Source organism: Caulobacter sp. CCUG 60055 (assembly GCF_022750545.1).
In the GTDB taxonomy this organism is placed as follows: domain Bacteria; phylum Pseudomonadota; class Alphaproteobacteria; order Caulobacterales; family Caulobacteraceae; genus PUIC01.
Window position 1 is genome coordinate 15,046 of the sequence record NZ_PUIC01000020.1, and the last position, 26,674, is coordinate 41,719.

Annotated in this window: 25 protein-coding genes and 1 riboswitch; of the genes, 16 read left to right on the forward strand and 9 right to left on the reverse strand. The window is 70.4% G+C overall.

The window, feature by feature from the left end:
• Nucleotides 1-114 precede the first annotated feature (114 nt).
• The 5 genes from C5708_RS19140 (at nt 115) to C5708_RS19160 (ending at nt 6,463) form a co-directional block, all read left to right on the forward strand.
• The gene (locus tag C5708_RS19140; RefSeq protein ID WP_242923591.1) at nt 115-1,128 is read left to right on the forward strand and encodes a hypothetical protein; all 1,014 of its coding nucleotides are present in this window, start codon (nt 115-117) and stop codon (nt 1,126-1,128) included.
• A 45-nt stretch (nt 1,129-1,173) separates the two neighbouring features.
• Nucleotides 1,174-2,706, forward strand: a complete 1,533-nt coding sequence (locus C5708_RS19145) for an alpha/beta hydrolase (protein WP_242923592.1) — start codon at nt 1,174-1,176, stop codon at nt 2,704-2,706.
• Between the two features lie 31 nt (nt 2,707-2,737).
• Nucleotides 2,738-3,652, forward strand: coding sequence for a M55 family metallopeptidase (locus C5708_RS19150; RefSeq protein WP_242923597.1), 915 nt, complete (start codon nt 2,738-2,740; stop codon nt 3,650-3,652).
• Between the two features lie 39 nt (nt 3,653-3,691).
• Nucleotides 3,692-4,456: a creatininase family protein gene (locus C5708_RS19155; protein ID WP_242923598.1), complete on the forward strand. Its 765-nt coding sequence runs from the start codon at nt 3,692-3,694 to the stop codon at nt 4,454-4,456.
• 93 nt (nt 4,457-4,549) lie between these two features.
• Nucleotides 4,550-6,463 (forward strand): CocE/NonD family hydrolase, encoded by a 1,914-nt coding sequence (locus tag C5708_RS19160; RefSeq protein ID WP_242923599.1) that lies wholly within the window; start codon nt 4,550-4,552, stop codon nt 6,461-6,463.
• A gap of 97 nt (nt 6,464-6,560) precedes the next feature.
• On the opposite strand, the gene C5708_RS19165 is transcribed toward C5708_RS19160, so the two are convergent.
• Nucleotides 6,561-7,064 carry a hypothetical protein gene (locus C5708_RS19165; protein WP_242923600.1) on the reverse strand — a complete coding sequence of 168 codons (504 nt, stop codon included), beginning with the start codon at nt 7,062-7,064 and terminating at the stop codon, nt 6,561-6,563.
• Between the two features lie 93 nt (nt 7,065-7,157).
• Between C5708_RS19165 and C5708_RS19170 the strand changes: the two genes are divergently transcribed.
• Nucleotides 7,158-7,400 (forward strand): transcriptional regulator, encoded by a 243-nt coding sequence (locus C5708_RS19170; protein WP_242923601.1) that lies wholly within the window; start codon nt 7,158-7,160, stop codon nt 7,398-7,400.
• 299 nt (nt 7,401-7,699) lie between these two features.
• Here the strand turns inward: C5708_RS19170 and C5708_RS19175 are convergent, their stop codons facing one another.
• The gene (locus tag C5708_RS19175; RefSeq protein ID WP_242923602.1) at nt 7,700-8,509 is read right to left on the reverse strand and encodes an alpha/beta hydrolase; all 810 of its coding nucleotides are present in this window, start codon (nt 8,507-8,509) and stop codon (nt 7,700-7,702) included.
• Nucleotides 8,510-8,642: 133 nt separating this feature from the next.
• Here C5708_RS19175 and C5708_RS19180 point away from each other — a divergent pair, with 133 nt between their 5' ends.
• The 6 genes from C5708_RS19180 to C5708_RS19205 all read left to right on the forward strand — a co-directional run bounded on the left by C5708_RS19180 (nt 8,643) and on the right by C5708_RS19205 (nt 16,305).
• Entirely contained in the window at nt 8,643-9,083 is a 441-nt protein-coding gene (locus C5708_RS19180) for a MarR family transcriptional regulator (RefSeq protein ID WP_242923603.1), read from the forward strand.
• A 99-nt stretch (nt 9,084-9,182) separates the two neighbouring features.
• Complete coding sequence (locus C5708_RS19185; protein WP_242923604.1) at nt 9,183-10,757, forward strand: serine hydrolase; 1,575 nt, start codon at nt 9,183-9,185, stop codon at nt 10,755-10,757.
• An 8-nt stretch (nt 10,758-10,765) separates the two neighbouring features.
• Nucleotides 10,766-11,476 carry an XRE family transcriptional regulator gene (locus C5708_RS19190; RefSeq protein ID WP_242923605.1) on the forward strand — a complete coding sequence of 237 codons (711 nt, stop codon included), beginning with the start codon at nt 10,766-10,768 and terminating at the stop codon, nt 11,474-11,476.
• A 175-nt stretch (nt 11,477-11,651) separates the two neighbouring features.
• Complete coding sequence (locus C5708_RS19195) at nt 11,652-12,632, forward strand: dipeptide epimerase (protein WP_242923607.1); 981 nt, start codon at nt 11,652-11,654, stop codon at nt 12,630-12,632.
• Nucleotides 12,633-12,663: 31 nt separating this feature from the next.
• The gene (locus C5708_RS19200) at nt 12,664-14,883 is read left to right on the forward strand and encodes a TonB-dependent receptor (protein WP_242923608.1); all 2,220 of its coding nucleotides are present in this window, start codon (nt 12,664-12,666) and stop codon (nt 14,881-14,883) included.
• A gap of 63 nt (nt 14,884-14,946) precedes the next feature.
• Entirely contained in the window at nt 14,947-16,305 is a 1,359-nt protein-coding gene (locus tag C5708_RS19205) for an MFS transporter (protein WP_242923610.1), read from the forward strand.
• Nucleotides 16,306-16,317: 12 nt separating this feature from the next.
• Here C5708_RS19205 and C5708_RS19210 read toward each other — a convergent pair whose 3' ends face one another.
• Entirely contained in the window at nt 16,318-16,653 is a 336-nt protein-coding gene (locus C5708_RS19210) for a hypothetical protein (RefSeq protein WP_242923611.1), read from the reverse strand.
• 43 nt (nt 16,654-16,696) lie between these two features.
• Nucleotides 16,697-16,805, reverse strand: a riboswitch (SAM-I-IV-variant riboswitch).
• A gap of 90 nt (nt 16,806-16,895) precedes the next feature.
• Between C5708_RS19210 and C5708_RS19215 the strand changes: the two genes are divergently transcribed.
• Together C5708_RS19215 and C5708_RS19220 are read left to right on the forward strand one after the other, a co-directional pair.
• Entirely contained in the window at nt 16,896-17,498 is a 603-nt protein-coding gene (locus tag C5708_RS19215) for a gamma carbonic anhydrase family protein (RefSeq protein ID WP_242923613.1), read from the forward strand.
• 59 nt (nt 17,499-17,557) lie between these two features.
• On the forward strand, nt 17,558-19,615 hold the full coding sequence (locus tag C5708_RS19220; protein ID WP_242923614.1) for an amidohydrolase family protein: 2,058 nt from the start codon (nt 17,558-17,560) through the stop codon (nt 19,613-19,615).
• A 10-nt stretch (nt 19,616-19,625) separates the two neighbouring features.
• Here C5708_RS19220 and C5708_RS19225 read toward each other — a convergent pair whose 3' ends face one another.
• Complete coding sequence (locus C5708_RS19225; protein WP_242923615.1) at nt 19,626-20,387, reverse strand: helix-turn-helix transcriptional regulator; 762 nt, start codon at nt 20,385-20,387, stop codon at nt 19,626-19,628.
• A 181-nt stretch (nt 20,388-20,568) separates the two neighbouring features.
• On the opposite strand from C5708_RS19225, the gene C5708_RS19230 reads away from it, so the two are divergent.
• Entirely contained in the window at nt 20,569-22,713 is a 2,145-nt protein-coding gene (locus C5708_RS19230) for a marine proteobacterial sortase target protein (RefSeq protein WP_242923616.1), read from the forward strand.
• A gap of 50 nt (nt 22,714-22,763) precedes the next feature.
• A complete protein-coding gene (locus C5708_RS19235; protein WP_242923617.1) occupies nt 22,764-23,342 on the forward strand; it encodes a class GN sortase in 579 nt (192 codons plus the stop codon).
• Here the strand turns inward: C5708_RS19235 and C5708_RS19240 are convergent.
• The 5 genes from C5708_RS19240 to C5708_RS19260 all read right to left on the reverse strand — a co-directional run.
• Nucleotides 23,324-24,085 (reverse strand): ABC transporter permease, encoded by a 762-nt coding sequence (locus C5708_RS19240; RefSeq protein ID WP_242923618.1) that lies wholly within the window; start codon nt 24,083-24,085, stop codon nt 23,324-23,326. The genes C5708_RS19235 and C5708_RS19240 overlap by 19 nt on opposite strands.
• Nucleotides 24,082-25,008, reverse strand: coding sequence for an ABC transporter ATP-binding protein (locus C5708_RS19245; protein ID WP_242923619.1), 927 nt, complete (start codon nt 25,006-25,008; stop codon nt 24,082-24,084). Before C5708_RS19245 ends, C5708_RS19240 begins: the two co-directional genes overlap by 4 nt.
• 127 nt (nt 25,009-25,135) lie before the next feature.
• On the reverse strand, nt 25,136-25,858 hold the full coding sequence (locus C5708_RS19250; RefSeq protein WP_242923620.1) for a YceI family protein: 723 nt from the start codon (nt 25,856-25,858) through the stop codon (nt 25,136-25,138).
• The gene (locus C5708_RS19255; protein ID WP_242923621.1) at nt 25,855-26,343 is read right to left on the reverse strand and encodes an SRPBCC domain-containing protein; all 489 of its coding nucleotides are present in this window, start codon (nt 26,341-26,343) and stop codon (nt 25,855-25,857) included. Before C5708_RS19255 ends, C5708_RS19250 begins: the two co-directional genes overlap by 4 nt.
• A 66-nt stretch (nt 26,344-26,409) precedes the next feature.
• The coding region (locus C5708_RS19260; RefSeq protein ID WP_242923622.1) for a glyoxalase/bleomycin resistance/extradiol dioxygenase family protein at nt 26,410-26,674 on the reverse strand (265 nt) is incomplete at its 5' end.

Below are 26,674 nucleotides of genomic sequence, written 5' to 3' on the forward strand. Positions count from 1 at the left end.
TTCCTGCTGCCAGGACTGGCGTTCAAGGCCGTCGTGATCGGCGGCGGATACGCCACGGGACGCGAGCTGGCCGAGTTCTTCCTGCCTCACGGCCCCTGGGGCGGCCTGGCGGCGATGGCCCTGGCCATGGCGCTCTGGAGCGCGATCAGCGCCGTGACGTTCGCCCTCGCCTTCGCCCTCAAGGCGTTCGACTACCGCAGCTTTTTCAAGCACCTGCTCGGGCCGGGATGGATCGCGTTCGAGGCCGCCTATCTGCTGACGGTCATCGTCATGCTGGCGGTTTTCGGCGCGTCGGCGAGCGCCATCGGGGTGGCGATTTTCGCCTGGCCTCCCATCGCCGGGTCCCTCCTGCTCGGGGCCGCGATCATGTTGTTCGCCGCGTTCGGCGCCGCCGCGATCGAGCGGCTGTTCAAGTATGTCTCGCTGCTCCTTTACGGGGTCTACGCCCTCTTCGTCGTCTTCTCGCTCACCAGCTTTGGAGACTTGATCGTCGCCAACTTCCACGTCGCGCCGCCCCCGACGGGCGGCTGGCCGATCGGCGGCGTCACCTACGCCGGCTACAACATCATCGGCGCGGTCATCGTGCTGCCGGTCCTGCGTCACCTGACCCGGCCCCGCGACGCGGTCGTCGCCGGCGCCTTGGCGGGGCCGCTCGCCATGCTTCCGGCGGCGATGTTCTTCACCTGCATGGTCGCCTTCTATCCGGGGATCGCACGGGAGACGCTGCCGTCCGACTTCCTGCTTCGCCATCTCGATCGGCCCGCCTTTCACCTGCTCTTTCAGGTGATGATCTTCGCCGCCCTGCTGGAGAGCGGAGCTGGATCGGTTCACGCGATCAACGAGCGGGTGTCCGCCGCCATGAAGGCAGGCTACGGGCGCGAACTTCCGACCTTGGCGCGCGCCGGGCTCTCGGGACTGATCCTCGTCCTGTGCATCTTCATCGCCGACCGGATCGGGCTCGTCGGCCTCATCGCCAACGGATATCGCCTGCTCGCCTATGCATTCCTCCTCATCTATGTCGCGCCGGTGCTCGTCATCGGCCTGGCGCGGCTGCGGGGCCTGGCGACGAGGCCCGGGCGCATGCGCGGCGATCACGCAGGGGCGGGCCCCTTGCCGCCAGCCCTGTAATATGTAAATGAGCTCATATTTATTTTTAGAGGCTGATCCAGAATGATGGCCGGACGCAAACTTCTCCTGTGCCTTGTCTCCGTTCTGGCCCTGGGCGCGGCGCAGCGCGCCGCCGCCGAGACCGTTCACCGGGCCGGCGACGTCATCATGGAAACGCGTTCGGTGACGGCGGCGGACGGAGAGGTGGTGCCGTTCGAACTCGGCACCCTGTTCGTCCCCGAGAACCGCGCCGTTCCCGGCAGCCGCATCATCGGTGTCGGCTTCGCGCGCATCCGGTCGAACCGGTCCGGCGACAGCACGCCTACGGTGCACCTGCCGGGCGGCCCCGGCGAAACCGACATGGAGCCGCTGTTCAAGACCGATCCGGAATCGCAGCGCGACCTGACCCAGCTCCTGCAGTACCGGGCGATCGGCGACGTGCTGGTGATCGACCAGCGGGGCTATTCCGAACGCGGAGAGGTCCTGAACTTCGCCTACCATCCCATCGCACGTCCCCTGGATCGTCCTGGCTCCCGCGCCGGCGAAACGGAGACCTTCATCGAGGTCGCCAAGGCGGCGGTCGCCGCCAATTCAGGACGGGACCTGTCCGGCTACACGGTTATCCAGTGCGCCGAGGACGTGAACGATCTGCGGCGAGCCCTGGGCTACGAGAAGATCAGGCTGGTCGGGCAGAGCTTCGGGTCCCAATGGGGTTTCGCGGTCCTGCGCACCCACCCCGAGATCGTCCAGCGGGCGCTGCTGTCCGGCGTGGAGCCCCTCGACTACGCCTACGACATGCCCTCCCAGGTGTTCGGCGCGCTCCAGCGCATCTCGTGGGACGCCGAGCACGACGCCGGGCTCGCCCCCTACATGCCCCCGGGCGGGCTGGTGGGGGCCATAAGGTCGGTGCGCGAACGTCTCCTGCGGGCGCCGGTGAAGGTCACGCTCAAGGACCCCAAGACGGGCCGCGTCGACGTCATCACCCTGGGGGCGGAGGATTTCCAGCGGGCGGTGATCCGGCCCGAGGGGACCCGGCCGCCGCGCGCCTGGCCGGCCTTCATCCTGTCGATCTATTACGGCCGCTATGACGACTGGGCCCGGGAGGTGATGCAGGACCGCGCCGGCTCCAAGGACGAGATGGGGCTGATCGGTCCCCTGATCGACACCAGCCTGGGGGTCACGCCCGCCCGGGAGCATCTCCTGCGAACCGATCCGGCGGCCGACCTGCTCGGCTGGTGGAACTTCGATTTCTACATCGCGACCGCGTCCATCTGGCCGAGTCCCGACGTCGGCGACGACTTCCGCACCCCCGTCCTCAACCCCGTCCCGGTGCTGTTCGTCGAGGGCGATTGGGACATCTCGACCCCCTACGAAAACATGCTGAACATGCTCCCCTACTTCCCCAACAGCCGGGCCATCCTTGTTCACCGGGGGAGCCACGGCGCGCGCTACGCGATCTTCGCGCGCCAGCCTCAGGTGATGGAGGCCGCGCTGAGGTTTCTGAAAACCGGCGAGACCCAGGCCCTACCGGTCTCCGTGTCGCTGGACGTTCCGAAATTCCAGGTCCCGGCCTTCGCGCCCCCGGCCCGCCAGCCCTGACGTCCCGCTCACCTCCAGGACCCGCTGCATCATGGGCATTCCCAAAAACGTCGCTCGGACCGCCTGCCTCCTGGCGCTGCTGCTCGCGCCCGCGAACGCCGCCTCGGCCAAGGACGGCTACAGGGTGTTCGTCTCCGTCGACATGGAGGGCGTGACCGGGGTGGTGGGACCCGGCCAGCTATCTTCGGCCGGCGCCGAGTACCAGCGCTTCCGGAAGTTCATGACCGATGAGGTCCTCGCGGCGATCGCCGGCGCGCGGGCGGCGGGCGCCACCGACTTCGTGGTCGCCGATGGGCATGGCGACATGCAGAACCTTCTCATCGAGGACTTGCCCGCCGATGTCGTCGTGGTGCGCGGCGGCCCACGGCCTCTCGGGATGATGGAAGGCGTCGAGCGGGGCCGGTTCGACGGCGCCATGCTCATCGGCTATCACGCCAGCGCCTCCAGCCTGACGGGCGTCCGCGCCCACACCTTCTCCAGCGCCAGGCTGTCGGAGGTCAGGCTGAACGGAGCTCCCGCCTCGGAAGGCCTGGTCAATGCGGCCATCGCGGCGCAGTTCGGCGTCCCGATCATCCTGGCGAGCGGCGACGACGCGGCCATGGACGAACTGCGTCCCGCGCTGGGCGGCGCGGAAACGGTGACGGTCAAGCGCGCCGCCGGGTACCAGGCGACGGAGACCCTGACGCCGCAACAGGGCCAGGCCCTGATCCGCGCCGCGGCGGCCCGGGCGGTGGCGGCCATCCCGACCCGCGCGGCGCCCAAGGCCAAGGGGCCCGTGACGATCGACCTGACCTTCCATGCCTACCGGCCCGCCGAGATCCTCTCATGGCTGCCGATGGTCGAGCGCACCGGTGCCCGATCCGTCCGCTTCAAGGCGTCGGACCCCGCCGCCGCGATGAAGTTCGTCGATTTCGCCCTGTCCTACTCCGTCGAACTGGAACCCTAGGCGCCGCGGCCCGGCGCTCAACCGCTTTCGGAGTGAACAATGCTGCTGGCTTTCTCCACCTGGTCCGAAATTGAAGCCGTTCTGCGCTCGTCGCAGACCATCGTCATCCCCATCGGGTCCTGCGAGCAGCATGGCCCGACCGGCCTGCTGGGAACCGACTGGCTTTGCCCCGAGATCATCGCGCACGCCGCCGCCACGGCTGGAAACGCCCTAGTCGCGCCGACCTTCAACATCGGAATGGCCCAGCATCATCTGGGCTTCGCCGGGACGATCTCGCTGCGGCCGTCGACCTTCCAGGCGGCGATCTGCGACTGGTCGCGCTCACTGGCGCGCCACGGCTTCCGGCGCCTCTACTTCCTCAATGGGCATGGCGGGAACATCGCCTCGATCGAGGCCGCCTTTTCGGAATTCTATGCGGACGCCTCGTTCGCGGGTTCGTCCTCGCAGGTTCTGCTGAAACTTCGCAACTGGTGGGACCTTCCTGGCGTCGGCGACCTGGCGGAGATGATGTTCCCCGTGGGCCATGGCCACCACGCCACGCCGTCGGAGATCGCAATAACGCAGGCGGCCTATCCGGCCTCGATCAAGGCCGTCAGCTACGCTCCCCGGATCGCGCCCGTGGGCCCAATCCACGATGCGGCAGATTTTCGCAGCCGGTTCGCGGACGGCCGCGTCGGCTCCGATCCCGGCTTGGCGACGCCCGAGCTTGGGCGCAGGCTGATCGATGCGGCGACGGCGTCCCTGCTCGACGACCTGTCGGCCTTCGAAAACGAGAGGTCGGGCCCGCGAGGCGCCCGCGATTGACAAGGTCGGTGCTCGGAATAAAGTGAGCATGAATTCATATTCATTTACGTCAGCTTCGGCCTGACCGGGCTGCCGCCAATTCGGGGTTCCACCATGAGTAAGAACGCTTGGGTCCTTGGCGCGGCCCTGGGTGCGATGATGTCGTCCATCGCGCTGTCCCCGGTCGAGGCCCAATCCCAGCTCCAAGCCCCGCCCCAAGCCAAGGCCGCCGCGAAGCCCAGGGGCTGGAGCGATCAATCCTACTATCTGACGATGCGCGACGGCGTGCGGCTGGCCGTCAGCCTCTATTTTCCCGACGGGGTCGCGCCCGCCAAACCCGCGCCGGTGATGTTCGCCCAGACCCGGTACGGCCGCGCCAAGGGGGTCGGGCCCGGGCCGGGCGCGCAGCGCGATTTCTGGCTGAAGGCCGGGTATGTGATCGCGGTCGTGGACACCCGCGGCTCCACCGCCTCGTTCGGCGGCCGGCCGGTGGATATCGGCCCCGACGAGGTGCGCGACGCCGACGAGATCATCGCGCACCTGGCCTCGCGCCCCTGGTCCAACGGCAAGGTGATCTCCTGGGGCTTTTCGTACCTGGCGGACACGGCCGACTTCGCCACCAGCCGCCCCGCGCCCGGCCTCGTCGCGGGCGTGCCGCGTGAAACCGACTTCGACGCCTATCTCGGCCTGTTCTTTCCGGGCGGCGTCGCCAACGACGCGTTTCTCAACGCCTGGTCGGAGGGCGCCCGCCAGGACGATCTGGGCCGGGACCCCGACGCCCAGCTCGATTGCCTGGCGCGCGTGGGCGACTGCGCGAAGATGTTCCCGACCCTGCAGCCGGTCGACGGCGACGAAGACTACAAGCTTTTGCGCCAGGCCCTCGCCCAGCGCGGAAAGCACTGGGGTCCTGAAGACTATGCCGGCGTCACCTTCCGCGACGAGCCCGGCCGCAACGGCTACACCATGTTCGCGTCGTCGCCGGCGTCGGCCCTGGCCGGCATTCGCCGGGAGCGGAAGCCCGTGCAGTACTGGGGGTCCTGGATGGACGGGGGAACCGCCGAGGCGGCCCTCGCCCGGTTCCGTTCAGCGCCCGAGGCGCCGGCGGAAGTCTGGATCACGGCCCACGATCACGGACAGAGGAAGAATAGCGATCCCTTCGACCTGGCCCGGTCGGCGCCCTTCCCAAGCGTCGACGAGCAGTTGAAGAGCCAGGCGGACTTCCAGGCTCGCGTCCTCGGGGGCGCCAAGATCGAGCGGACGATCAACTACTACGTCATGGGCGCCGGGGTCATGCGGCGAACCGCCGTTTGGCCGCCGGCCGACGCCGCCACGGTTCGGTTGCATCTCGCCGCGGACGCGTCCCTGACCCAGGCCGCCGACGCCCCCGCGGGCGTCGATCGCTACGAGGTCGATTTCACGGCTTCGACCGGGGGGACCACGCGGTGGACGGCTCAAGGCGGACCGCCGGCGGCCTATGCCGACCGACGCGGGGCCGACGCCAAGCTCCTGGTCTATACCGGCCCCGCCATGACCGAGGACATGGAGCTGGTGGGCAATCCGGTCATCGATCTCAGGCTGGCGAGCAGCTCGAACGACCCCGCGATCTTCGTCTATCTCGAGGACGTCGCGCCGGATGGTCGGGTCACCTACCTCACCGAAGGCCAACTTCGCGCCCTTCACCGCAAGCTCGCGGACCCCGCAAGCCTGCCCTACGACCAGGGATTGGCGCCTCATAGCTTCGCGCGCGCCGACGCTCTGCCCGTCACGCCGGGAAAGGTGATGCAGGTGAAGTTCAGCCTGTCCCCGACGGCGGCGCTGATCCGGAAGGGACATCGGCTGCGCGTCGCCATCGCGGGCGCGGACAGCAGCATGTTCCGCCGGTATCCGGCCGCCGGTCCGGAGACGTTTCTCGTTCACCGCGGCGGCGGCGACGGCAGCTCGCTCGATCTGCCCATGCGCCGCTGGACGCCCGACGCGCCGAGCGATGGAAGCCGTTCCGCGAACGGCGTCGGCGAGCCCCGACACTAGCCGGGACGCTCCGGCCGGGCTTCGCGGGTCTGGGCGCTCGTTCCGGATCGCCTGATCGCGGCTCCGGGCGCCGGGCCCGGCGGGGCGGGCCGATCCGTCACGCCCCGGATGGTCGGCGCCGGGCGGCCAGCACGCGCGCGGCGTCGGCGACCAGCCGATAGGCGGGGCCGCCTTCGTCCTCGAGCACGCGGGCGGCGACGGCGAGCTTGCCGGCCGCGCCGTCGAGATCGCGCGCTTCCAGCGCGGCCAGGGCTTCGAACCGCCGCACGCGCTCCTCCGACAGCCGGTCCAGGCGCGCGTCGATCTCGAACATCTCGACGCCCAGGGGCAGGGCGCGGCGCTGGGCGAGGCTCAGCTTGAACCAGTCGAACTCGCGGGCGGCCCGCGTCTCCAGCGCCGACCAGCGCAGGCTCAGGCGGTTGATCCGCAGGTCCAGCGAAAGCCATTCGGCGCAGCGGGCGACAAGGTCGTCGGTGGGCGCGATGCGGAAAGTCCCGCTCGTTGCAGCCGCCGCCGGAGCGGACGCCGCGACGCCGAGGATGTCCCGGCGCGAGGGGGCGGGCAGGCATGCGTTGTCGCTCGCCCTTCGGTGCGAACCCATGGCGTAGTCTCTGATTCAGCGGTTATCGTGACCCTATCTCACCCATACCTCGCGTCAATCAAAAAGATCCATGTGGCTCAAAAAGTTTAATCCATGCTGACGGGCGCGCAAATCCGGGCCGGAAGGGCCCTTGTCGATTGGACGGGCGCCGAGCTTGCCAAGGCTTCCAGCGTATCCCTCCAGACGATCCGCCGTATGGAGGGAGAGGTCGGGGCCGAGCGTAGTTCGGCGGCCAACATTCAGGCCGTCCGTCGCGCGCTCGAAGAAGCGGGCGTGGTTTTTCTGGACGCCGATCCGATGGCCGGCGTCGGGCCAGGCGTCCGCTTACGGGGGTAGTTAGAGTCCGAGCGGCGGAAATTCGCTTCGCCGTTGGTCGGGGAGGATTGGATGCAGCGTGCGCGGCAATAGGCGCCTCGCTCCGGCCGCACCTGGGTGTAGCGCGGTGATTCAAGCACGAGGTGTCGATGGTCACGCCCATGCAGATCAAGCTTGCGCGAACGGCTCTAGGTTTGGGCGTTCGCGAGCTCGCCTAGGCCTGCGGCGACCTTGCGCGACGCGCGTCGCCGCAAACAGACGGACGCCCGCGGCCGGTCCCTGGGGAGCGGCCGCGGGCGCTGGGTCGGGGCGGGCGGAGGTCAGTTCGCCGGCTTGCCGGCGGCCTCGGCCGCTTCCTCGATCAGCTTGGCGACGGCGTCGGGCCGCGAGACATAGACGGCGTGGCTGCCGGCGACCTCGACGACCTTGGCCTTGGCCCGGGCGGCCATGGCGCGCTGGGCCGGCGGCGGGATCATGCGGTCGTCCTTGGCGACCAGGTACCAGACCGGCTTGGCCTTCCAGGCCGGGGCCGTGACCGCGCCCTGCAGGGCGGTGACGCCCCACGGAACCTGGGAGTCGGCCATGAACGCCGCCTCGGCCGGGTCGACGTCGGCGGCGAAGGACGCCGCGAACTTGGCCTTGTCGAGGAAGAGGTAGCCGTCCTGCGGCGGCAGGGTCGGCGGGACCGGCGCGCCGGGGGGCGGGTTGGCGATCAGCGAGGACACCGATTCACCCGTGTCGGGCGCGAAGGCCGTCACATAGACGAGGCCCTTCACCTTGGGGTCGCCGCCGGCTTCGCTGATCACCACGCCGCCGTAGGAGTGGCCGACCAGGATCGCCGGGCCGTCCTGGGCGGCCAGGGCGCGGCGGGTGACCGCCACGTCGTCGGCGAGCGAGGCGGTGGGGTTCTGGACGATCGTCACCTTGTAGCCGTCGGCGGTCAGGATCTTGTGGACGCCGGCCCAGCCGGAGCCGTCGACGAAGCCGCCATGGACCAGGACGATGTTCTTCACCGCGCCGGGGCGAGTTTGGGCGGGCGCGGCATGGGCGGCCGCGGGGGCGGCCAGGGGCGCGCCGCCGGCGATCAGCAGGCCGGCGAGGGGAGCCAGGAAAGAGCGGAGCTTGGTCATGGGACGTTCCTTTCGTTTGATTCTGCGATAATGTTTATCGCGATAAATTATGGATGCGCCATACCGGGCGCCTTGTCAAACAGAAATTTATCGCGATATCTATTTTTGTGAGAATGACACCGCGAGACGAACGATGAAAGCGACTGACACCGTGCCCCTGGACGGCCAGCTCTGCTTCACCCTGTACGGGACGACGCTGGCCATCAACCGGACCTACAAGCCCATGCTGGACGAACTCGGGCTGACCTATCCCCAATACCTGGTGCTGAGCGTGCTTTGGGAAGCCGACGGCCAGACGATCGGCGGGATCGCCGAGCGGCTGGACCTGGAGCCTAGCACGGTCACGCCGCTGGTGAAGCGGCTGGAGCAGGCGGGCTTGGTGACGCGCGAGCGCAACCCCGCCGACGAGCGGCAGGTGCGGGCGCGGCTCACCGCGGCGGGCGCGGCTCTGCAGGCGCGCACCGGCTGCCTGACCGAGGCCCTGCTCGAACGCTCGGGCCTCACCGTCGCCGAGATCATCGACCTGAACGCCAAGGTCCAGCGCGTGCGCGACGCGCTCGTCGAACGGCTCTGAGGCCGCGCGGCGGCCGTCGGGATCGATCGACGGCGTCGTGATGTTGCAATTTTTGCAAATTTACCTCCCTATGCGCCGACAAGAAAACGGGAGGACGTCATGAAGGTGCGAATGAGGGGGATCGTCGCGGCCCTGATGGGCGGGGTCTGCGCCCTGGCGGCGGCCGGCGGGGCCGGCGCGGCGGGGCCGGCGACGCTGAGCGCCCGGCAGATCGACGAGGTGGTGGAATCCGCCCGCAAGGCGTTCGACGTGCCCGGCGTCGCCGTGGCGGTGATCCAGCCGGGCCAGGCGCCCTATCTGAAGGGCTACGGGACGAGGGACGGGGCGGGCTCGCCCCCGGTCGACGCCGACACGCTGTTCGGCATCGGCTCGATCAGCAAGGCCTTCACCACCATCGCCATCGCCATGCTGGCCCAGGAGGGCAAGCTCGACTGGAACGACCCGGTGATCAAGCACATCCCGGAGTTCCGCATGGCCGACCCGTGGGTGACGCGGGAGTTCACCATCCGCGACCTGGTCACCCACCGCTCGGGCCTTGGGCCCTACGCCGGCGACCTGATCATCCTGACCGACAGCAAGGCCAACCGCAAACAGGTGTACCAGGCCCTGGCCAACCTGCCGGCCGCCACCAGCTTCCGCACCACCTACGCCTATGACAACCTGCTCTACATCGTCGCCGGCGATCTGGTCGAGCGGGTCTCGGGACAGTCCTGGCAGGACTTCGTCACCGCCCGCATCCTGAAGCCGCTCGACATGTCGGGCTGCGTCGCCGACCAGCTGCGGCTGGGCAAGGACGCGCCCAAGGCCGTGGCGCACGACTACGCCGACGGCAAGCTGGAGGCGGTGGACTTCCCGCTGCCCCAGGTGACCGTCCCGGCCGGCGGCATCTTCTGCAACGCCCAGGGCATGGCCAAGTGGATGGCCTTCAACCTCGGCGCGCCCTCGGCGGTGAAGCTGGACAAGGCCCGGGCCGAGGAGCTGTTCCGCCCGGTCACCCCGACCCCGACCAATCCGGCGGCGGCCCAGTACGCCGGCGCCAGCTTCTCGGCCTACGGCCTGGGCTGGTTCCTGCAGGACAGCTACGGCCGGCGCGAGGCCCAGCACGGCGGCGGCCTGCCCGGCATGGTCAGCCAGATCAGCATCTTCCCCGGCTCGGGCTTCGGGGTGATGGTGATGAGCAACAAGAGCACCCGCGCCTCCAGCGCCATCGCCATGCGCCTGGCCAACCTGGCGTTCAGCGACCATCCGCAGGACTTCATCCCCAAGATGGGCGCGGGCGAGCTGCAGGCGGTCGCCCAGGCGGCCAAGACCGTCACCGACGTCAAGGCCGCTCCCCGCGCCGGCTCCGCCGCGCGGGCCGCCCTGCCGCCGGCCAGCTATGTCGGCCGCTACCGCGACCCCTGGTTCGGCGAGGTCGAGGTGCGCGTCGACAACGGCGCCCTGGTCATGGACCTGGGTTCGAAGTCGCTCACCGGCCCGTTGAACCACGTCGACGGCGACCTGTTCGTCGCCGCCTGGCGCGACCGCGGCCTGAACGCCGACGCCTACGCCAACTTCCGGCAGGACGAACAGGGGCGCATCGTCGCCATCAGCATGCAGGCGGTGTCGCCGCGCACCGACCCGTCGTTCAACTTCCACGATCTGCATCTGGTCAGGGAGGACGCGCAGAGATAGTGGAGCGCATGAGCCGAACCACCGCCAACCTCGACCAGGAAGCGCCCGCGGAGTCCGTCGGGGCCCGCGTGCGCCAGATCCGCAAGAGCCGCAAGCTCACCCTGGAGCAGCTCTCGGGCCTCACCGGCATTCCGGTGTCGTCCCTGTCGCGCATCGAGAACACCCGCCTCGGCCTGACCGTCGAGAAGGTGCGCACGCTGGCCAAGGCCCTGGAGGTCACGCCGGAGACCCTGCTGACGCTCGCCGCCGAAGATGACCTGGCCCCCCGCAAGGCCTCGCCGTCGCCGGTGGCGACGCCGGGGAGCGTGTCGGTCGACCGGGCGCGGGGGCGCGAGGTCGACCGGTTCGGCGACGCGGCGGTCCACTACATGTTCGACCGCAACGAGCCGCGCGCGCTGGACTGCCTGTATTTCCAGCTGCAGCCGATCAGCATCTGGGACTCGGAGTTCGTCCGCCATCCGGGGGAGAAGGTGCTCTATCTGGTGACGGGCGAGATCCTCGCCTATATCGAGGGCCGCTCGCCGATCATCCTTGAGACGGGCGATTCCCTGCACATGGACGGCAGCGTCTGGCACAGCGTGGTGGCGATCAACGGCCGCGCCGCCGAGCTGTTCGTGGCCTATCATCATGGCGGCCGCCACGGCTCGGACGCCTTCGAGGCGCAGGCCTTCACCCCGGAAAGCTGGGCGGCCCTGTCCCAGCGTTCGAAGCGGCCTTAAGGCCGCGCGCGCGCACCGCCGCGCCGGCCCCCAGGCGTCGTCGCCAGGGCCCCGGCCGGAACCCCGCCCTCGGCTCCATCATCCGGCGAGCCTGTTTCGCATCCTCCATATTTTGCTTGAATTGCAAATTTTCTTTGCGATAAATGCAAAGAAAAGCGTGCGAGGGGATGGCGTCATGAAGGTTTCAGTCGAGCGGCGGCATATCGGGCTGCAGCGCCCGTTCCGCGTTTCGTTCGGCGCCATCTCGGGCATGGACGTCGTCGGGGTCGAGATCGAAAGCGGCGGCGTCCGCGGCCTGGGCGAATGCTGCCCGATGCAGATCTTCGACCAGACGCCGGAATCGGTCCTGAGCGACATCGCCGCCATGGCGCCGCGCATCGAGCGCGGCGAGATCAACCGCGAGCGCCTGCAGGCCGCCATGCCGGCCGGGGCCGCGCGCAACGCGCTGGACTGCGCGCTGTGGGACTACGAGGCCAAGCGTTCGGAAAGCTCGGTCTGGGACCTGACGGGCCTGCGCCCGGTCGACAGCGTCCCGGCGGACATCTCCATCGGCATCGAGACCCCGGAAGAGACCGCCCGCATCGCCGCCGCCTGCCGCGACGCGGGGATGATCAAGCTGAAGCTCGGCGGCGAGGACGACCTGGCCTGCGCCCGCGCGGTCCGCGAGACCCTGCCGCAGACGGCGCTGTTCGTCGACGTCAACGGCGGCTGGACCCTGGAGCGCCTGAACGCGCTGGCCCCGCGCCTGGCCGAGCTGGGCGTGTTCATGATCGAACAGCCGCTGCCCCGGGGCCAGGACGCCGTCCTCGACGGCTACAACAAGGCCATCCCTCTGTGTGCGGATGAATCCTGCCACACCCGCGCCGACCTCGACCGGCTGGCCGGCCGCTACGACTACGTCAACATCAAGCTCGACAAGACCGGCGGCCTGACCGAGGCCCTGGCCCTGGCCCGCGCCGCCGAGGCGCGCGGCATGCGGCTGATGGTCGGCTGCATGATGGGCTCGGGGGTGGCCATCGCCCCGGCCTATGTCGTGGCCACCCTCTGCGAAATCGTCGACCTCGACGTGCCCCTGATCGTCAAGGACCCCGCCGACGCGCGGGTCGTCCACGACGGACGGCGCCTGCATCGGTTCGCCGGCGACCTGTGGGGCTGAAACAACAAAAAAACTCTCGGGAGGAATTCAAATGACAAGGCTGAACAGCAGGCTCTTCGCGACCAGCGGCCTCGTGCTCGGCTGCGCGCTCATCGCCGCCCCGGCGGCGGCGCAGACCGCCCCGCCGCCGGCGACGGCCGAGGTCGAGACCATCGTGGTCACGGCCCAGAAGCGCGCCGAACGGCTGCAGGACGTGTCGGCCTCGATCGCCGCCGTTTCGGGGAGCGACATCGCCGAGACCGGCAAGAACGGCTTCGCCGACGTGATGGCCTCGGTGCCCAGCCTGTCGATGGTGTCGCAGGGGCCGGGCCTTTCCACCCTGGCCCTGCGCGGGATCACCACCGGCGGCGTCCGCAACGACGAGCCGCAGAACAAGGAGACCGTCGGCGTCTATATCGACGAGACGCCGATCTCGGTGAACGGGTTCAACCCCGACCTCGGCCTCTACGACATCTCGCGCATCGAAGTGCTGCGCGGGCCGCAGGGCACGCTCTACGGCTCCGGCTCGATGGGCGGCACCATCCGCATCATCACCAACAAGCCCAGGTTCGGCAGCTTCGAGGGATCGGCCGAGGCCACGCTGTCGCAGACCGAGCACGGCGGTACCAACTCCGGCGTCAAGGGCATGGTCAACATCCCGCTGGCCGAGGACGGCCTGGCCCTGCGCGCCATCGCCTACCGCACCTACACCAGCGGCTACATCGACAACGACCTGACCGGCCAGCACAACATCAACGACGCCGAGACCACCGGGGCGCGGGTCGAGCTGGGCGCGCGGATCGGCGAGAACCTCCGCGCCAACTTCAGCTACATGATCCACGACCTGGAGACGGGCGGGCGCTCGGAACAGACCTCGCCCTACCACCGGCTGACCCGCGGCTTCGACGGCCTGACCGACCGGATCAACATCTTCAACGCCACCCTGGACTACGACCTGGGCTGGGCGGGGGTGACCTCGTCGACCTCGTACATGAAGAAGCGGAACACCAACCGCAATTCGCTGGAGTTCCTGCTCAACACCGCCTTCGGCTTCAACTCGACCGCGCCGCTGGTCGATACCACCGCCATCGAGGACTTCTCGCAGGAGTTCCGCATCACCTCGTCCGGCGACGGGCGGCTGAACTACGTCGTCGGAGCCTTCTACCAGGACCGCAAGCGCGACTACACCCAGGCGGCCGACGTGGCCGGCATCGACGCCTTCACCGGGACGTCCTCGACGGGGCTGGGTGCGCAGCACGCCGATCAGGCCTTCTATGGCGTGCAGGATATCCACCAGAAGCAGAAGTCGCTGTTCGGCGAAGTGTCCTACAAGCTGACGGACAAGCTCACCGCCACCGCCGGCCTGCGCTACTTCGATTTCAACGAGGCCTATCGCACCTATTCCTCGGGCCTGTTGAACGGCGGCGCCGACAGCGGCCGGGGGAACTTCTCCGAGAGCGGCTTCACTCCCAAGTTCAACCTCTCGCTGGCGGCGACCAAGGACAACCTGATCTATCTGCAGGTGGCCAAGGGCTTCCGGCTGGGCGGGGTCAACACCACCGTGCCCGTCGACCTGTGCCGCGCCGACCTCGAGCGGCTGGGCCGCACCAACGCCGCCGGCAGCTTCGGGTCGGACTCGGTGTGGAACTACGAGATCGGCTCGAAGAACCAGCTGATGGACCGCCGGCTGACCCTGAACGCCAGCGCCTATCTGATCGACTGGAGCAACATCCAGACCACGCTCAACCTGCCCTCCTGCTCGTTCTCGTTCCGCACCAACGCCGGCACGGCCCGCAGCCTGGGGACGGAGATCGAGGCCCGCTACGCCTTCACCAAGACCCTGGAGGTCTACGGCAACCTCGGCTTCACCGACTCGACGCTGACCGAGGACGTGCCGTTCACGCCGTGGAAGAAGGGCGACCGCGTGCCCGGCGTGGCCAAGTATCAGGTCAGCGCCGGGGCCCGGCAGGCTCTGACGTGGTTTAAGGAGGACGACTCCTATGTCCGCCTCGACTACAGCTACGTCAGCAGCATGAACACCAACTTCGACACCAACGGGGTCAACAGCCGGCGCTACGGCGACTACCACATCGTCAACCTGCAGGCGGGCGTGCGCGTGCCGGGGCGGCCGCTGGAGGTGTCGCTGTTCGCGCGCAACCTGCTGGACGGCGACGGCCGGGTGCTGTCCATAGCCGGCGGCCTCGTCGGTCCGGAACGCTTCATCACGGTGCAGCCCCGCACCGTCGGGGTGACGCTGCAGGCGACCTTCTAACCGGCGCGCGCCTGTTCATCCGCCCGCGGCGGCGCCAGTCCGCGACGGCCAAGTCATGGAGCCATGGCAGTGATCATCAGTCCGTCGTCCGCCGATCGGGGCGAAGCAGGGGCGGCCGCGGGCCAGGGGGAGGCCCCCTGGCCGTCGCCGGCGCGCGGCTGGACGGCGGTGGCCATCTTCTGCGTCGCCGCCATCCTTTCGTATACGGATCGCCAGATCCTCAGCCTGCTGGTCGACCCGATCCGCGCCGACCTGAAGATCACCGACACCCAGATCGGCCTGCTGCAGGGCGTCGCCTTCGCCCTGGTCTATTCGGTGGCGGGCCTGCCCTTCGGCCGGCTGGCCGACCTCGTGGCGCGGCGCACGGTGATCCTGAGCGGCGTGGTCATCTGGAGCCTCGGCACGCTGCTGTGCGGCCTGTCCGATTCGTTCTGGATGATGTTCGCCGGGCGCTTCGTGGTCGGGATCGGCGAGGCCGCCCTGGCTCCGGCGGCGGTGTCGATGATCGGCGACCTCTTCGCGCCGCGGCGGCGGGGCCTGGCCACCGGGACCTTCATGATGGGCATGGTGGTCGGCGGCGGGGCGGCCATCGCCATCGGCGGGGTGATCCTGACCGTCGCCGCCACCGGCGCCTTCGCCGGCCTGCCGCTGCTGGGCGGCCTCGCGCCATGGCGGATCGCGCTGGTGCTGCTCAGCCTGTCGGGCGCGCCCATGCTGGTCATGCTGTCCCTGGTGCGCGAGCCCGAACGGCGCGGCGCCGACGGCTCGGGCGCGGCGATCTCGGGCTCGGCGTTCGGCCAGCTCCGCCGCTACCGCAAATCGTTGGCGCCGTTGGTCCTGGGCTGCGCCCTGATGTCGGTGGGCGACTTCGCCCTGGTCGCCTGGGCGCCGTCGCTGCTGTCGCGCAACTACGGCATGGCGCCGGGCCAGATCGGGGCCTGGCTGGGGATCATCCTGGCCGTCACCGGCGTGGCCGGCGCGGTCGGCGGCGGCTTCCTCAGCGACTGGTTCGCCCAGAGGCGGGGGCCGTCCGCCCGCGCCAGCCTGGCCGTGGGGCTGGCGGTGATCGCCGCGCCCTGGTCCCTGGTCTGGGCGACCGGCGCGCCCTGGTCGCTGCTGGCCCTGATCAGCCTGTGGTCGCTGTTCTCGTCGATGACCGCCATAGCCGGCGTCGCGGCGGTCCAGGAGATCGTCCCCAACACCCTGCGCGGGCTCAGCATCTCGCTGATCGCCTTCGGCAACATCATGATGGGCCTGGGCGTCGGCACCACGGCCGCCGGCGTCCTGGCCGACAAGGTGTTCGGCGACCCGCACGCCCTGGGCCAGGCCCTGACGCTGTGCGTCACGCCTGCGGCGCTGGGCGCCGTGCTCTGCTTCTTCCTGGCCGCCCGCGCCCGTCGGCGCACCGGCGTGGAGGCCTGAACACGGCCGGCGTCAGGATTGCAGGATCTGGTGTTCGACGGCGGCGCGGTCGACGCCGGGCAGGGCGGCCAGCCGGTCGCACAGGGCGCGGGCCTGGCGGGGGCGCAGGCCCACCACCTTCAGGCGGTGGTCGTGGCTGTCGCCCCGGCGGGCCAGGTGCAGGGCCTCCAGCCGTCCGCCGGCCTCGCCGATCAGCTCCAGCGCGGCGATGGCCACGGCCAGCCGGTCGCGGGTGACGACCTCCAGCACATGGGTGAGGACCGAGCCGGGGAAGGCCTGCTCGATCTCGTCGTCGGCCGAGCGATGGCCGGGGAGGTCCGGGACGGGGCGAAGGGCGGATTGCGGCATGGTCATGCGCTCCATGTCGAACGAGTTGACGAAAGGGCGCAGGTCCGTCCCGTTTCGTTGCCGATCATCGGCCGCATCGTCTCTGGAGAGACCGCCACCTTGCCCGGGAAGGCAGGTTGGCGTTGGGCCGGGCCCAACTCTTGATGCCCGGCCTGCATAGCCGGTTCGGCCGCGTCTTTCAACGCCCCGCCGGGCTGGCTAGGTTGGCCGTCCCCATAAGCCGGTAAGCGGAAGCGAAGACGATGAGCCAACCGAAGGCCTTCCTGGGCCCCGACGTGCGCGACCTGGGCGCGACGTGGATCGATCCGTCGGCGCGGCTGTTCGGGGCGGTCGAGATCGGCGCCGGCGCCTCGATCTGGTGCAACGTCGTGGCGCGGGCCGAGAGCGACGCCGTGGTCATCGGCGAGAACAGCAACATCCAGGACTTCGTGATGATCCACGTCGGCTCGCGAACCGGAACGACCATCGGCCGCAACTGCTCGATCACCCACCATTGCACCCTGCACGGCTGCGTCATCGAGGACGACGTGCTGGTCGGGATCGGGGCGACGATCATGGACGGCTGCGTGATCGGCCGCGGGTCGATCGTCGCGGGCGGCGCCTTCCTGACCGAGGGCACGGTGATCCCGCCGTTCTCGATCGTCATGGGCGCGCCGGCCAAGGCGGCCAAGACCCGCGACAACACCTTCGCCAACCGCATGAACGCCTTCCTCTACCGCCGCAACGGCGAGGCCTATGCGGCGGGGGATTACAGGCTGTGGTCGCGCGAGGACTTCCGCGCCGAGATGGCCGCCGAGGCCGGGCGCCTGCACGCCGAGATCGCCGCCGCCGCGGCGGCGCAATGATCGTTGCGGTTGAACCGGCGGCCGATTAGCGTGAAGCCTCCGTTCCGAGGGGGAAGGTCATGCCCAAGCTCGCCGTCGCCGCGTTCGTCCTGATGTCGGCGGCGGTCGCCGTCGCCCCGATGGCGGTCGCCCAGACCCCGGCCGCCGAACTGGCCAAGCCGCCGCCCGACGCCCAGGTGTTCACCATCATGTCCAGCGCCGGCCAGCACGGCCAGTCGCGCTACTGGACCGCGCCGGACGGCGCGCTGATGGGCCGGCTCAGCCTGCTGCTGCGCGGCCAGGCCTGGGAGGAGGACGAGACCATCCGCCTGGGCCCGGACGGCGCCATCGCCGACTACCGCCTGCGCGGGTCGAGCCCCAACGGCGACGTCGGCGAGACCTTCCGCGTCGACAAGGGCCAGGCCAGCTGGAAGTCGCCGTTCGACGCCGGCTCGGCCCGCTACGACAGCCCCGCCTTCTATCTGGCGGCCGGCAACAGCATCCGGGCGGGCGACTTGCCGGTGGAGCGGATGATCGCCACCGGCCGCGAGGTCGCCCTGCTGCCCGGCGGCAAGGGCCGGGCCGAGAAGCTGACCGAGGCGACCGTGGGCCAGGGCGCCTCGGCCCTGCATGTGACGGCCTGGACCATCACCGGGATCGTCGGCACGCCGTTCGCCGTCTGGACCGACGACAAGGGCAAGGTGTTCGCCAACATCGGCGGCCTCAGCACCATCCGCGCCGGCTACGAGAGCGCTCAGCCGCTGCTGGAGAAGGCCCAGGACGACGCCATGGCCCGGCAGTCGCCGGTGCTGGCGCGCCGGCTGGCGACCACGCCGGCGGGGCCGGTCGCCTTCGTCGACGTGCGCGCCTTCCTCGACGGCGGCCGCTTCGCCGAGCACCAGACGGTGGTGGTCGACGGCGGCAAGATCGTCGCCGTCGGACCGGCGGCCCAGGTCAAGGTCCCGGCCGGGGCCAAGGTGATCGAGGGCGCGGGCCGCACCCTGACGCCGGGCCTGTGGGACAGCCACATGCATGTGGGCGACGACTACACCGGCCCCTCGGAGCTGTCGCTCGGCGTCACCTCGGTGCGCGACCCGGGCAACAACGACGCCCTGACCATCGCCCGGCGCCAGCGCCGCGCCGCCGGCGAGCTGTTGTCGCCGCACGTCTACGCCTCGTCGCTGATCGACGGGAAAGGCCCCAACACCGCCCAGGTGGCCAACGTGGTCACCTCCCGCGACGAGGCGGTCAAGGCGGTCGACGAGGCCAAGGCCAAGGGCCAGACCGGGGTCAAGTTCTACGGCACCTTCAATCCCGACTGGGTGGCGCCGGCCGCGGCCGAGGCGCACAGGCTCGGCCTGCACGTCCACGGCCACCTGCCGGCCGGCATGCGCACCGACCAGGCCGTCGACGCCGGCTATGACGAGATCACCCACATCTACTTCGTGGCCATGCAGGCCATGCCGGACGATGTGGTGGCCCATTCCAACGGCATGCAGCGCTTCGAGGGCGTCGGCCGCTACTTCAAGGACGTCGACCTCGACGCCGAGCCGATGAAGTCGCTGATCGCCAAGATGGCGGCGCGCAAGATCGCGGTCGACCCGACCCTGGTGGTGGTCGAGGGCCTGTACATGCCCGAGAACGGCGACATGTCGCCGTCCTACGCGCCGTTCGTCGGCACGCTGCCGGCGGCGGTGGAGCGCGGCTTCCGCCAGGGCGGCTTCGCCCCGCCGGCCGGCGTCACCCGCGCCGACTACCGGGCCAGCTTCCGCAAGCTGGTCGAGCTGGTCGGCCGCCTGCACAAGGCCGGCGCGCCGGTGGTGGCCGGCACCGACGGCTCGGGCCTGGAGCTGGTGCGCGAGCTGGAGCTCTATGTCGAGGCGGGCTTCACCCCGGCCGAGGCGCTGGAGGCGGCGACCATCGTTCCCGCCCGGCTGGTCGGCGTCGGCGGGCGCACCGGCTCGATCGCGGTGGGCAAGGACGCCGACCTGGTGCTGGTCGAGGGCGACCCGTCGCGGACCATCGGCGACCTGCGGCACACGCGGGTGGTGATGATGGACGGCAAGCTGATGGACGCCGACCAGCTGCGCGGCGCCGTCGGCGTCGGCGGCCGGCCGAAGTTCGACCTGGCCGACTGAAGGCCGGGCTTCAGCCGGCGAACATCCGGGCGAAGCCCTGGCCGGCGACGCGGGTCAGGGCGGCGCGATAGGCCGCGTGCCGGGGCTCGCCCGGGGCGATGCGGCCGAAGACGGCGTCCGGCGCGCGGCGCAGGGGAACCAGGGCGATGGGCGCGGCGGCGGGGGTCAGCTGGCTGCCGACGCCGGCGTGCAGAGTGGTCAGCAGGCCGTACATCTCGCCGTCTATGGTCGGCCGGCCGAGGATGGCCAGCCGGAACTGCCCCTGCTCGTTGGTGACCAGATAGATGTGGCCCGACTGGTTCGACAGCGACACCGCGCCCTTCTGGGTGAAGGCGGCGTCCAGCCGGGCGGCCTCGCGGAAGGTCAGGCTGGACGAGGCCTCGTCCCACAGGATCTCGGTGCGGTAGGCGTAGACCGCCTCGGGCGTCTCGAACGACGGCCGCAGGGTCAGGTAGTCGCCTTCCAGCCAGGCGACCGCCGGGCGGGAATAGGCTCCCAGCGCCTCGGGCGCGAGGCCCAGGGCCGGCGGCGCCCCCGCAGGCGCCGTCCTGGGCCGCAGGGCCGCGCCTAGGGCCTCCTCCAGCCGCACGGTGGTCGCCAGGGTGAACGGACGGCGCCCGGCCAGGGCCTTCTCCAGGGTCGAGATGCTGATCCTGGCGTCGTCGGCCAGCTGCTGGCGCGAGATGCGGCGACGGGCCAGCTCCTCGCGCACGCGGGCGGCGATGGCCTGGCTCTGTTCGGTGGAAAGATCGACTTCGGCGCTCAGCCCCATGCAGTCGGCTCCCGACAAATCCGCACAAATCCTCACATAGCCGGACAGGCCGGGCGGCGGCAAGGCGACGGCGGCCGAACGCGGCGGCGGCGGCCGGAACAAGGCGGAACTTGAGGCTCGTCCCGGCGGCCGCGTGTGAAGACAAGGGAGATCCCTCTTCCTCGGGATGATGGAGATCGTCATGTCCCTTCCGACCGCCGCCCGGCTGCTTCGCCCGGCCGCTTCCCGCCCGCTTCAGGCGACGTTCCGCCCCGACCGCGGCGGCGTGATCGCCCTGGCGATGCTGGCCGCCCTGTTCGCCGTCTTGGCCCTCTACGGGCGCGCCTGGGCGGCCGACCCGGCCCGCATGACCTCGGGCTCGCTGCTGCTGCGCGCCAAGGGCGGCGACTATGTCGAGGCCGTGCGCCTCGGCACCGACGTCGACATGACGGTCAGCGGCATGACCGTCCGCACCCGCGTCACCCAGGCCTTCCGCAACGTCTCGGACCACTGGGTCGAGGCGGTCTACGTCTATCCGCTGCCGGAGGACGGCGGCGTCGACACGCTGAAGATGACGGTTGGCGACCGGGTGATCGTCGGCGAGGTCAAGAAGAAGGCCGACGCCAAGGCCCTCTACGAGCGCGCCAAGGCCGAGGGCCGCGTCGCCGGCCTGGTCGAGCAGGACCGCCCGAACCTGTTCACCAACTCGGTCGCCAACATCGGTCCGGGCGAGACCGTGGTAGTGCAGATCGAATACCAAGCCCCCGTCGCCCTGTCGGACGGCGAATACAGCCTGCGCGTCCCCCTGGTCGCCGCGCCGCGCTACACCCGGGCGGGCGGCGCGCCCTCGGCCGAGGGCCGCGCCCCGCTGCTCGACCCGCGCCGCCATCGTCCGGTCAATCCGGTGTCGATCACCGTGCGCCTGCGCCCGGGCTTCGCCCTGACGGGCCTGTCCAGCCGCAACCACGCCGTCTCGACGCGCAACGACCCGGCCGGCGGCAAGATCGTCAGCCTGGTCGGCGGCGAGGTTCCCGCCGACCGCGACTTCGAGCTGATCTGGCGGGCGGCCCCGTCGTCCGCCCCGACGGTCGGCCTGTTCCGCGAGCATGTCGCCGGCGGCGACTACGTGCTGGCCCAGGTGACGCCGCCGATCGCGCCCCGCAAGGGACCGCCCGTCCCGCGCGAGATCGTCTTCGTCATCGACAATTCCGGCTCGATGGGCGGGACCTCGATCCGCCAGGCCAAGGCCGGGCTCGCCTACGGCCTGTCGCGGCTGAAGCCGGGCGACCGCTTCAACGTCGTGCGCTTCGACCACACCCTGACCGTGCTGTTCCCCGACTCGGTTCCCGCCGACGCCGCCCACCTTGGCCAGGCCCAGAAGTTCGTCGCCGGGCTGGACGCGGCCGGCGGCACCGAGATGGTCCCGGCCATGCGCGCGGCCCTGGCCGATCCGCGCCCCTACGACGCCAGCCACGTCCGCCAGGTGGTGTTCCTGACCGACGGCGAGATCAGCAACGAACAGCAGCTGTTCGACGCCATCACCGCCGGCCGCGGCCGCTCGCGGGTGTTCATGGCCGGCATCGGCTCGGCGCCCAACACCTTCCTGATGACCCGCGCCGCCGAGCTCGGGCGGGGAACCTACACCCACATCGGTTCGGTCGACGCGGTGGAGAACCAGATGCGCCAGCTGTTCGAGAAGCTGGAGAGCCCGGCGGCCACCAACCTGACCGCGACGGTCGAGGGGACCTCCGCCGACCTCGCCCCGGCCGTGCTGCCCGACCTCTATCGCGGCGAGCCGGTGATGATCGCCGCCAAGGTGGGAGCGACGCGCGGCGTGTTGCGCGTCGCCGGAATGGTCGACGGCAAGCCGTGGGAAGCTCGGCTGCCGCTGCAGGACGCCGCGCCGGGCGAGGGGATCTCCAAGCTGTGGGCCCGCCGCCGGATCGCCGACGCCGAGGTCGCCCGCAGCCTGGGCCGCATCACCGCCGAGGAGGCCGACGCCCGCGTCCTGGCCCTGGGCCTGGACCACCATCTGGTCACCAGCCAGACCAGCCTGGTGGCGGTGGACGAGACCCCCTCGCGCCCGGTCGGGACGCCCCTGGTCCGCAGCGACCTGCCGCTGAACCTGCCGGCGGGCTGGGACTTCGACGCCCTGTTCGGCGGCGTGCGCCACGGCGCCCAGCGGCCGCCGGCCGGCGCCGAGGCCGGCCAGGGCGTCGAGGGGGTGGACCTGCCGCAGACCGCCACCGACGCGCCGCTGCTGATGCTGCTGGGGCTCGGCGGGCTGGCGGCCGGCGCGGCCGTGGCCGGCGGGACCTGGGTCGCCCAGCGGAGGCGGGCGGCGTGAGCCCCCGCCGGATCACGACGGGAGCCGCCGCGCGGCGGCTCCCCCTCCCGATGCTGGCCGGCGCCGCGCTGGCCCTCGCGGGGCTGATCCTCTGCGGCCAGGGGGCGTGGATCTACGCCAAGGCCGCCTTGGCCCAGGTGCTGCTGGACCGCGCCTTCGCCCAGTCCGTGCACGATGGACGGCCGGTGCGGCCCTGGCCCTGGGCCGACACCTGGCCCGCCGCCCGCATCGAGGTTCCGCGCCTCGGCCGCAGCGAGGTGGTGCTGGCCGGGGCCAGCGGCCAGGCCCTGGCCTTCGGGCCGGGCCACGTCACCGGCACGCCGCAGGCCGGCGAGGCGGGCACCGCCGTCTACGCCGCCCACCGCGACACCCACTTCGCCTTCCTGGGCCAGGTGCGGCCGGGCGACGAGATCCGGGTGGAGCGGGCCGACGGCCGCATCGCCCGCTTCCGGGTCGAGGGCGCGCGGGTGGCCCGCTGGGACGCCTCGGGCGTCGATCCGCGCGCGCCGGGCCGCAATCTGGTCCTGGCGACCTGCTGGCCGCTGGACGGCCGCGTCCACGGGCCGCTGCGCTATGTCGTCGAGGCCCGCGCGCTGGAGGAGGACGGGCCTCAGGCCTTGAGCCGGTAACCCGTCTTGAAGATCCAGGCGATCACCGCCAGGCACGCGGCCATGAACGCCACGGTCATGCCCAGGCTGACCCCGACCCCGACGTCCGACACCCCGTAGAAGCTCCAGCGGAAACCGCTGACCAGATAGACGACGGGGTTGAACAGGGTGATCTGGCGCCAGACCGGCGGCAGCATGCTGATCGAATAGAAGCTGCCGCCCAGGAAGGTGAGCGGCGTGACGATCAGCATCGGCACGATCTGCAGCCGCTCGAAGCCGTCGGCCCAGACGCCGATGATGAAGCCGAACAGGCTGAAGGTCACGGCGGTGAGCACCAGGAAGGCGGCCATCCACAGCGGATGGGCGATCTCGAACGGCACGAACAGCCGCGCCGTGATCAGAATGATCAGTCCAAGGATTATCGACTTGGTGGCGGCGGCGCCGACGTAGCCGGCGACGATCTCCATCGCCGAGATCGGCGCCGAGAGGATCTCGTAGATGGTGCCGGTGAAACGCGGAAAATAGATGCCGAACGAGGCGTTGGAGATGCTCTCGGTCAGCAGCGACAGCATGATCAGGCCCGGTACGATGAAGGCGGCGTAGGACACGCCGTCCACCTGGGCCATGCGCGAGCCGATGGCCGAGCCGAACACCACGAAATAGAGCGAGGTCGACAGCACCGGCGATACGATGGACTGCAGCAGGGTGCGCCAGGTGCGCGCCAGCTCGAACAGATAGATCGCGCGGATCGCGTGGAGGTTCATGGCCGCGCCCTCACCAGGCTGACGAAGATGTCCTCCAGCGAGCTCTCGCTGGTCTGGAGGTCCTTGAAATCGATCCCGAGGTCGTTGAGCCGCCGCATCAATCCGCCGATGCCGGTCCGCTCGCCCTGGGCGTCGAAGGTGTAGACCAGGCTCTCGCCGTCGGTCCCCAGTTCGAGGTCGTAGTCCGACAGGCCCTCCGGCACGGCGGCCAGCGGCGATTGCAGGTGCAGGGTCAACTGCTTCTTGCCGAGCTTGCGCATCAGCACGGCCTTGTCCTCGACCAGGACCAGCCGGCCCTTGTCGATCACCCCGATGCGGTCGGCCATCTCCTCGGCCTCTTCGATGTAGTGGGTGGTCAGGATGATGGTGACGCCGGTCTCGCGCAGGGCGCGGACCATCTCCCACATGTCGCGGCGCAGTTCGACGTCGACCCCGGCGGTCGGCTCGTCGAGGAACAGGATGGCCGGCTCGTGCGACAGCGCCTTGGCGATCATCACCCGGCGCTTCATGCCGCCGGACAACGTCATGATCTTGTTGTCCTTCTTGTCCCACAGGGACAGGTCGCGCAGCACCTTCTCGACATGGGCCGGGTTGGGCGCCTTGCCGAACAGGCCGCGGCTGAAGCTGACCGTCGCCCACACCGTTTCGAAGGCGTCGGTGGTCAGCTCCTGCGGGACCAGGCCGATCTTGGCGCGGGCGGCGCGGTAGTCGGTGACCACGTTGGCCCCGTCGGCCAGGATGACGCCCTCGGTCGGGTTGACGATGCCGCACACCGCCCCGATCAGCGTCGTCTTGCCGGCGCCGTTGGGACCAAGCAGGGCGAAGATCTCGCCCTTGCGGATGTCGAGGTCGACGCCCTTCAGCGCCTGGAAACCGCCGGCGTAGGTCTTGGAAAGGCCGGCGATGGAAATGATCGGCTGCACGCAACCTCCTGAACGCTGGGGCGGCCGCATATGTCGCAGGATTCGCCGCCGGAATTTAGGGGCGGCGAACCCGGTCGGCGCGGGGGCGCGCCGCGAGCCGCCGCCCGGACGGCCCGCGGCGGCGGCCTCATCCCTTGGGCGGCGGGGCGGCGGGGCCCGGCTGGGTGAACTCGGTCTCGATCACCACCTCGATCGCGTCGCCGACGCCCATGGTGGTGCCCGGCGCGGGCAGGCCGAAGGCGATGCCGAAGTCGGAGCGCTTGAACGTTCCGTGCGCCGAGAAGCCGATGCGCGCGCCGCTCGGGTCCATGCCGCCGGCCGGATAGCCGCCGTTGAACTTGGCGTTCAGCGTCACCGGCCGGGTCACGCCGTGCAGCGTCAGATCGCCGGTCACCGTCGCCGTCGCCGGTCCGGTCGGCTCGACCTTGGTGGAGCGGAAGGCGAGGTCGGCGAAGCGGGCGACGTCGAGGAACTGCCGCTGCACCTGGGCGTCGAAATCGAGCTTCTTGGGCTCGGGGTAGTCGGTCTGCAGCGAGCGCGGGTCGATGGTCACGCTCACCGCCATGGTCTCCGGCTTGGCCGGATCGAACTGCAGGCGGCCGTCCACCTTGGTGAAGCGGCCGGTGTAGCGCGACAGCCCCAGGTGATCGACGCGGAAGATGACGCTGGTGTGGGCGGGGTCGAGCGTATAGGCGCCGGCCGGGGCCTTGGTCTGGGCCGCGGCCGGCGCGCTCTGGGCGGCCGGCGCGGTCGTGGCCGAAGGCTGGTCGGATTTGACGGCGGCCGGCTTCTGCGGCGAGCAGGCCGTAAGGGCGACGACGGCCATGGCGGCCGGGAACAGGCGTTTCATTCGGCGTCTCCTTTGGTGAACAGCGCGTCGAGACGGGCCAGGCTCTGCGTCCAGCCGATCTCCATGCCTTGCAGTTTGGCGTCCGCCCCCGGCGCGAGGCCGGCGGCGCGGGCGTGCACGCGAACCTCGACGCCGCCGTCCCGCTCGGCGAAGAGGGCGATGGTCAGGGCCTCCAGCACCGGGCCGCCGTCCTCTTCCCCGGCGACGGCGACGAAGGCGATACGCTCCGGGGCGGCCAGTTCGCGGAAGGTGGCGCTCATCGGATGGTCGACCCCGTCGGGCCCGTGCATGACCAGGCGCAGCGCGCCGCCGGGACAGGGAGACAGTTCAGCGACGGTGCTGCTGAAGCCCGCCGGACCCCACCACGCCGCCAGGCGGGCGGGCTCGATCCAGGCCTTGAACACCTGGTCGCGCGGCGCGGCGATGAAGCGGCTGACCTCGATCTCGCAGGCCGGGAGCGGCTTGGGGAAAGGGGTTCTGGTCATGGCGGCTCCGGGGTGGAACGCCCGGCCGCGACGCAGATGCGCCGGCGGCCGGGCCGCGTCGCGCGGTCAGGCCGGCGAGACCATCGCCCACAGCACGCCGAAGGGGTCGCGCAGCTGGCCGTAGCGTTCGCCCCAGAACATCAGCTCCACCGGCATCACCACCTCGGCCCCGGCGTCGACGGCCTGCTTGAACCGCCGGTCGATCTGGTCGACGCGCAGGGTCAGGCTGAAGCCCTGGTGCGGCGTCACGGGATGGCCTTGTTCGGGATAGCCGTCGCTGAGCATCAGCGAGCCGCCGTTGATATAGAGGTGCAGATGTGGACGGCCCCCC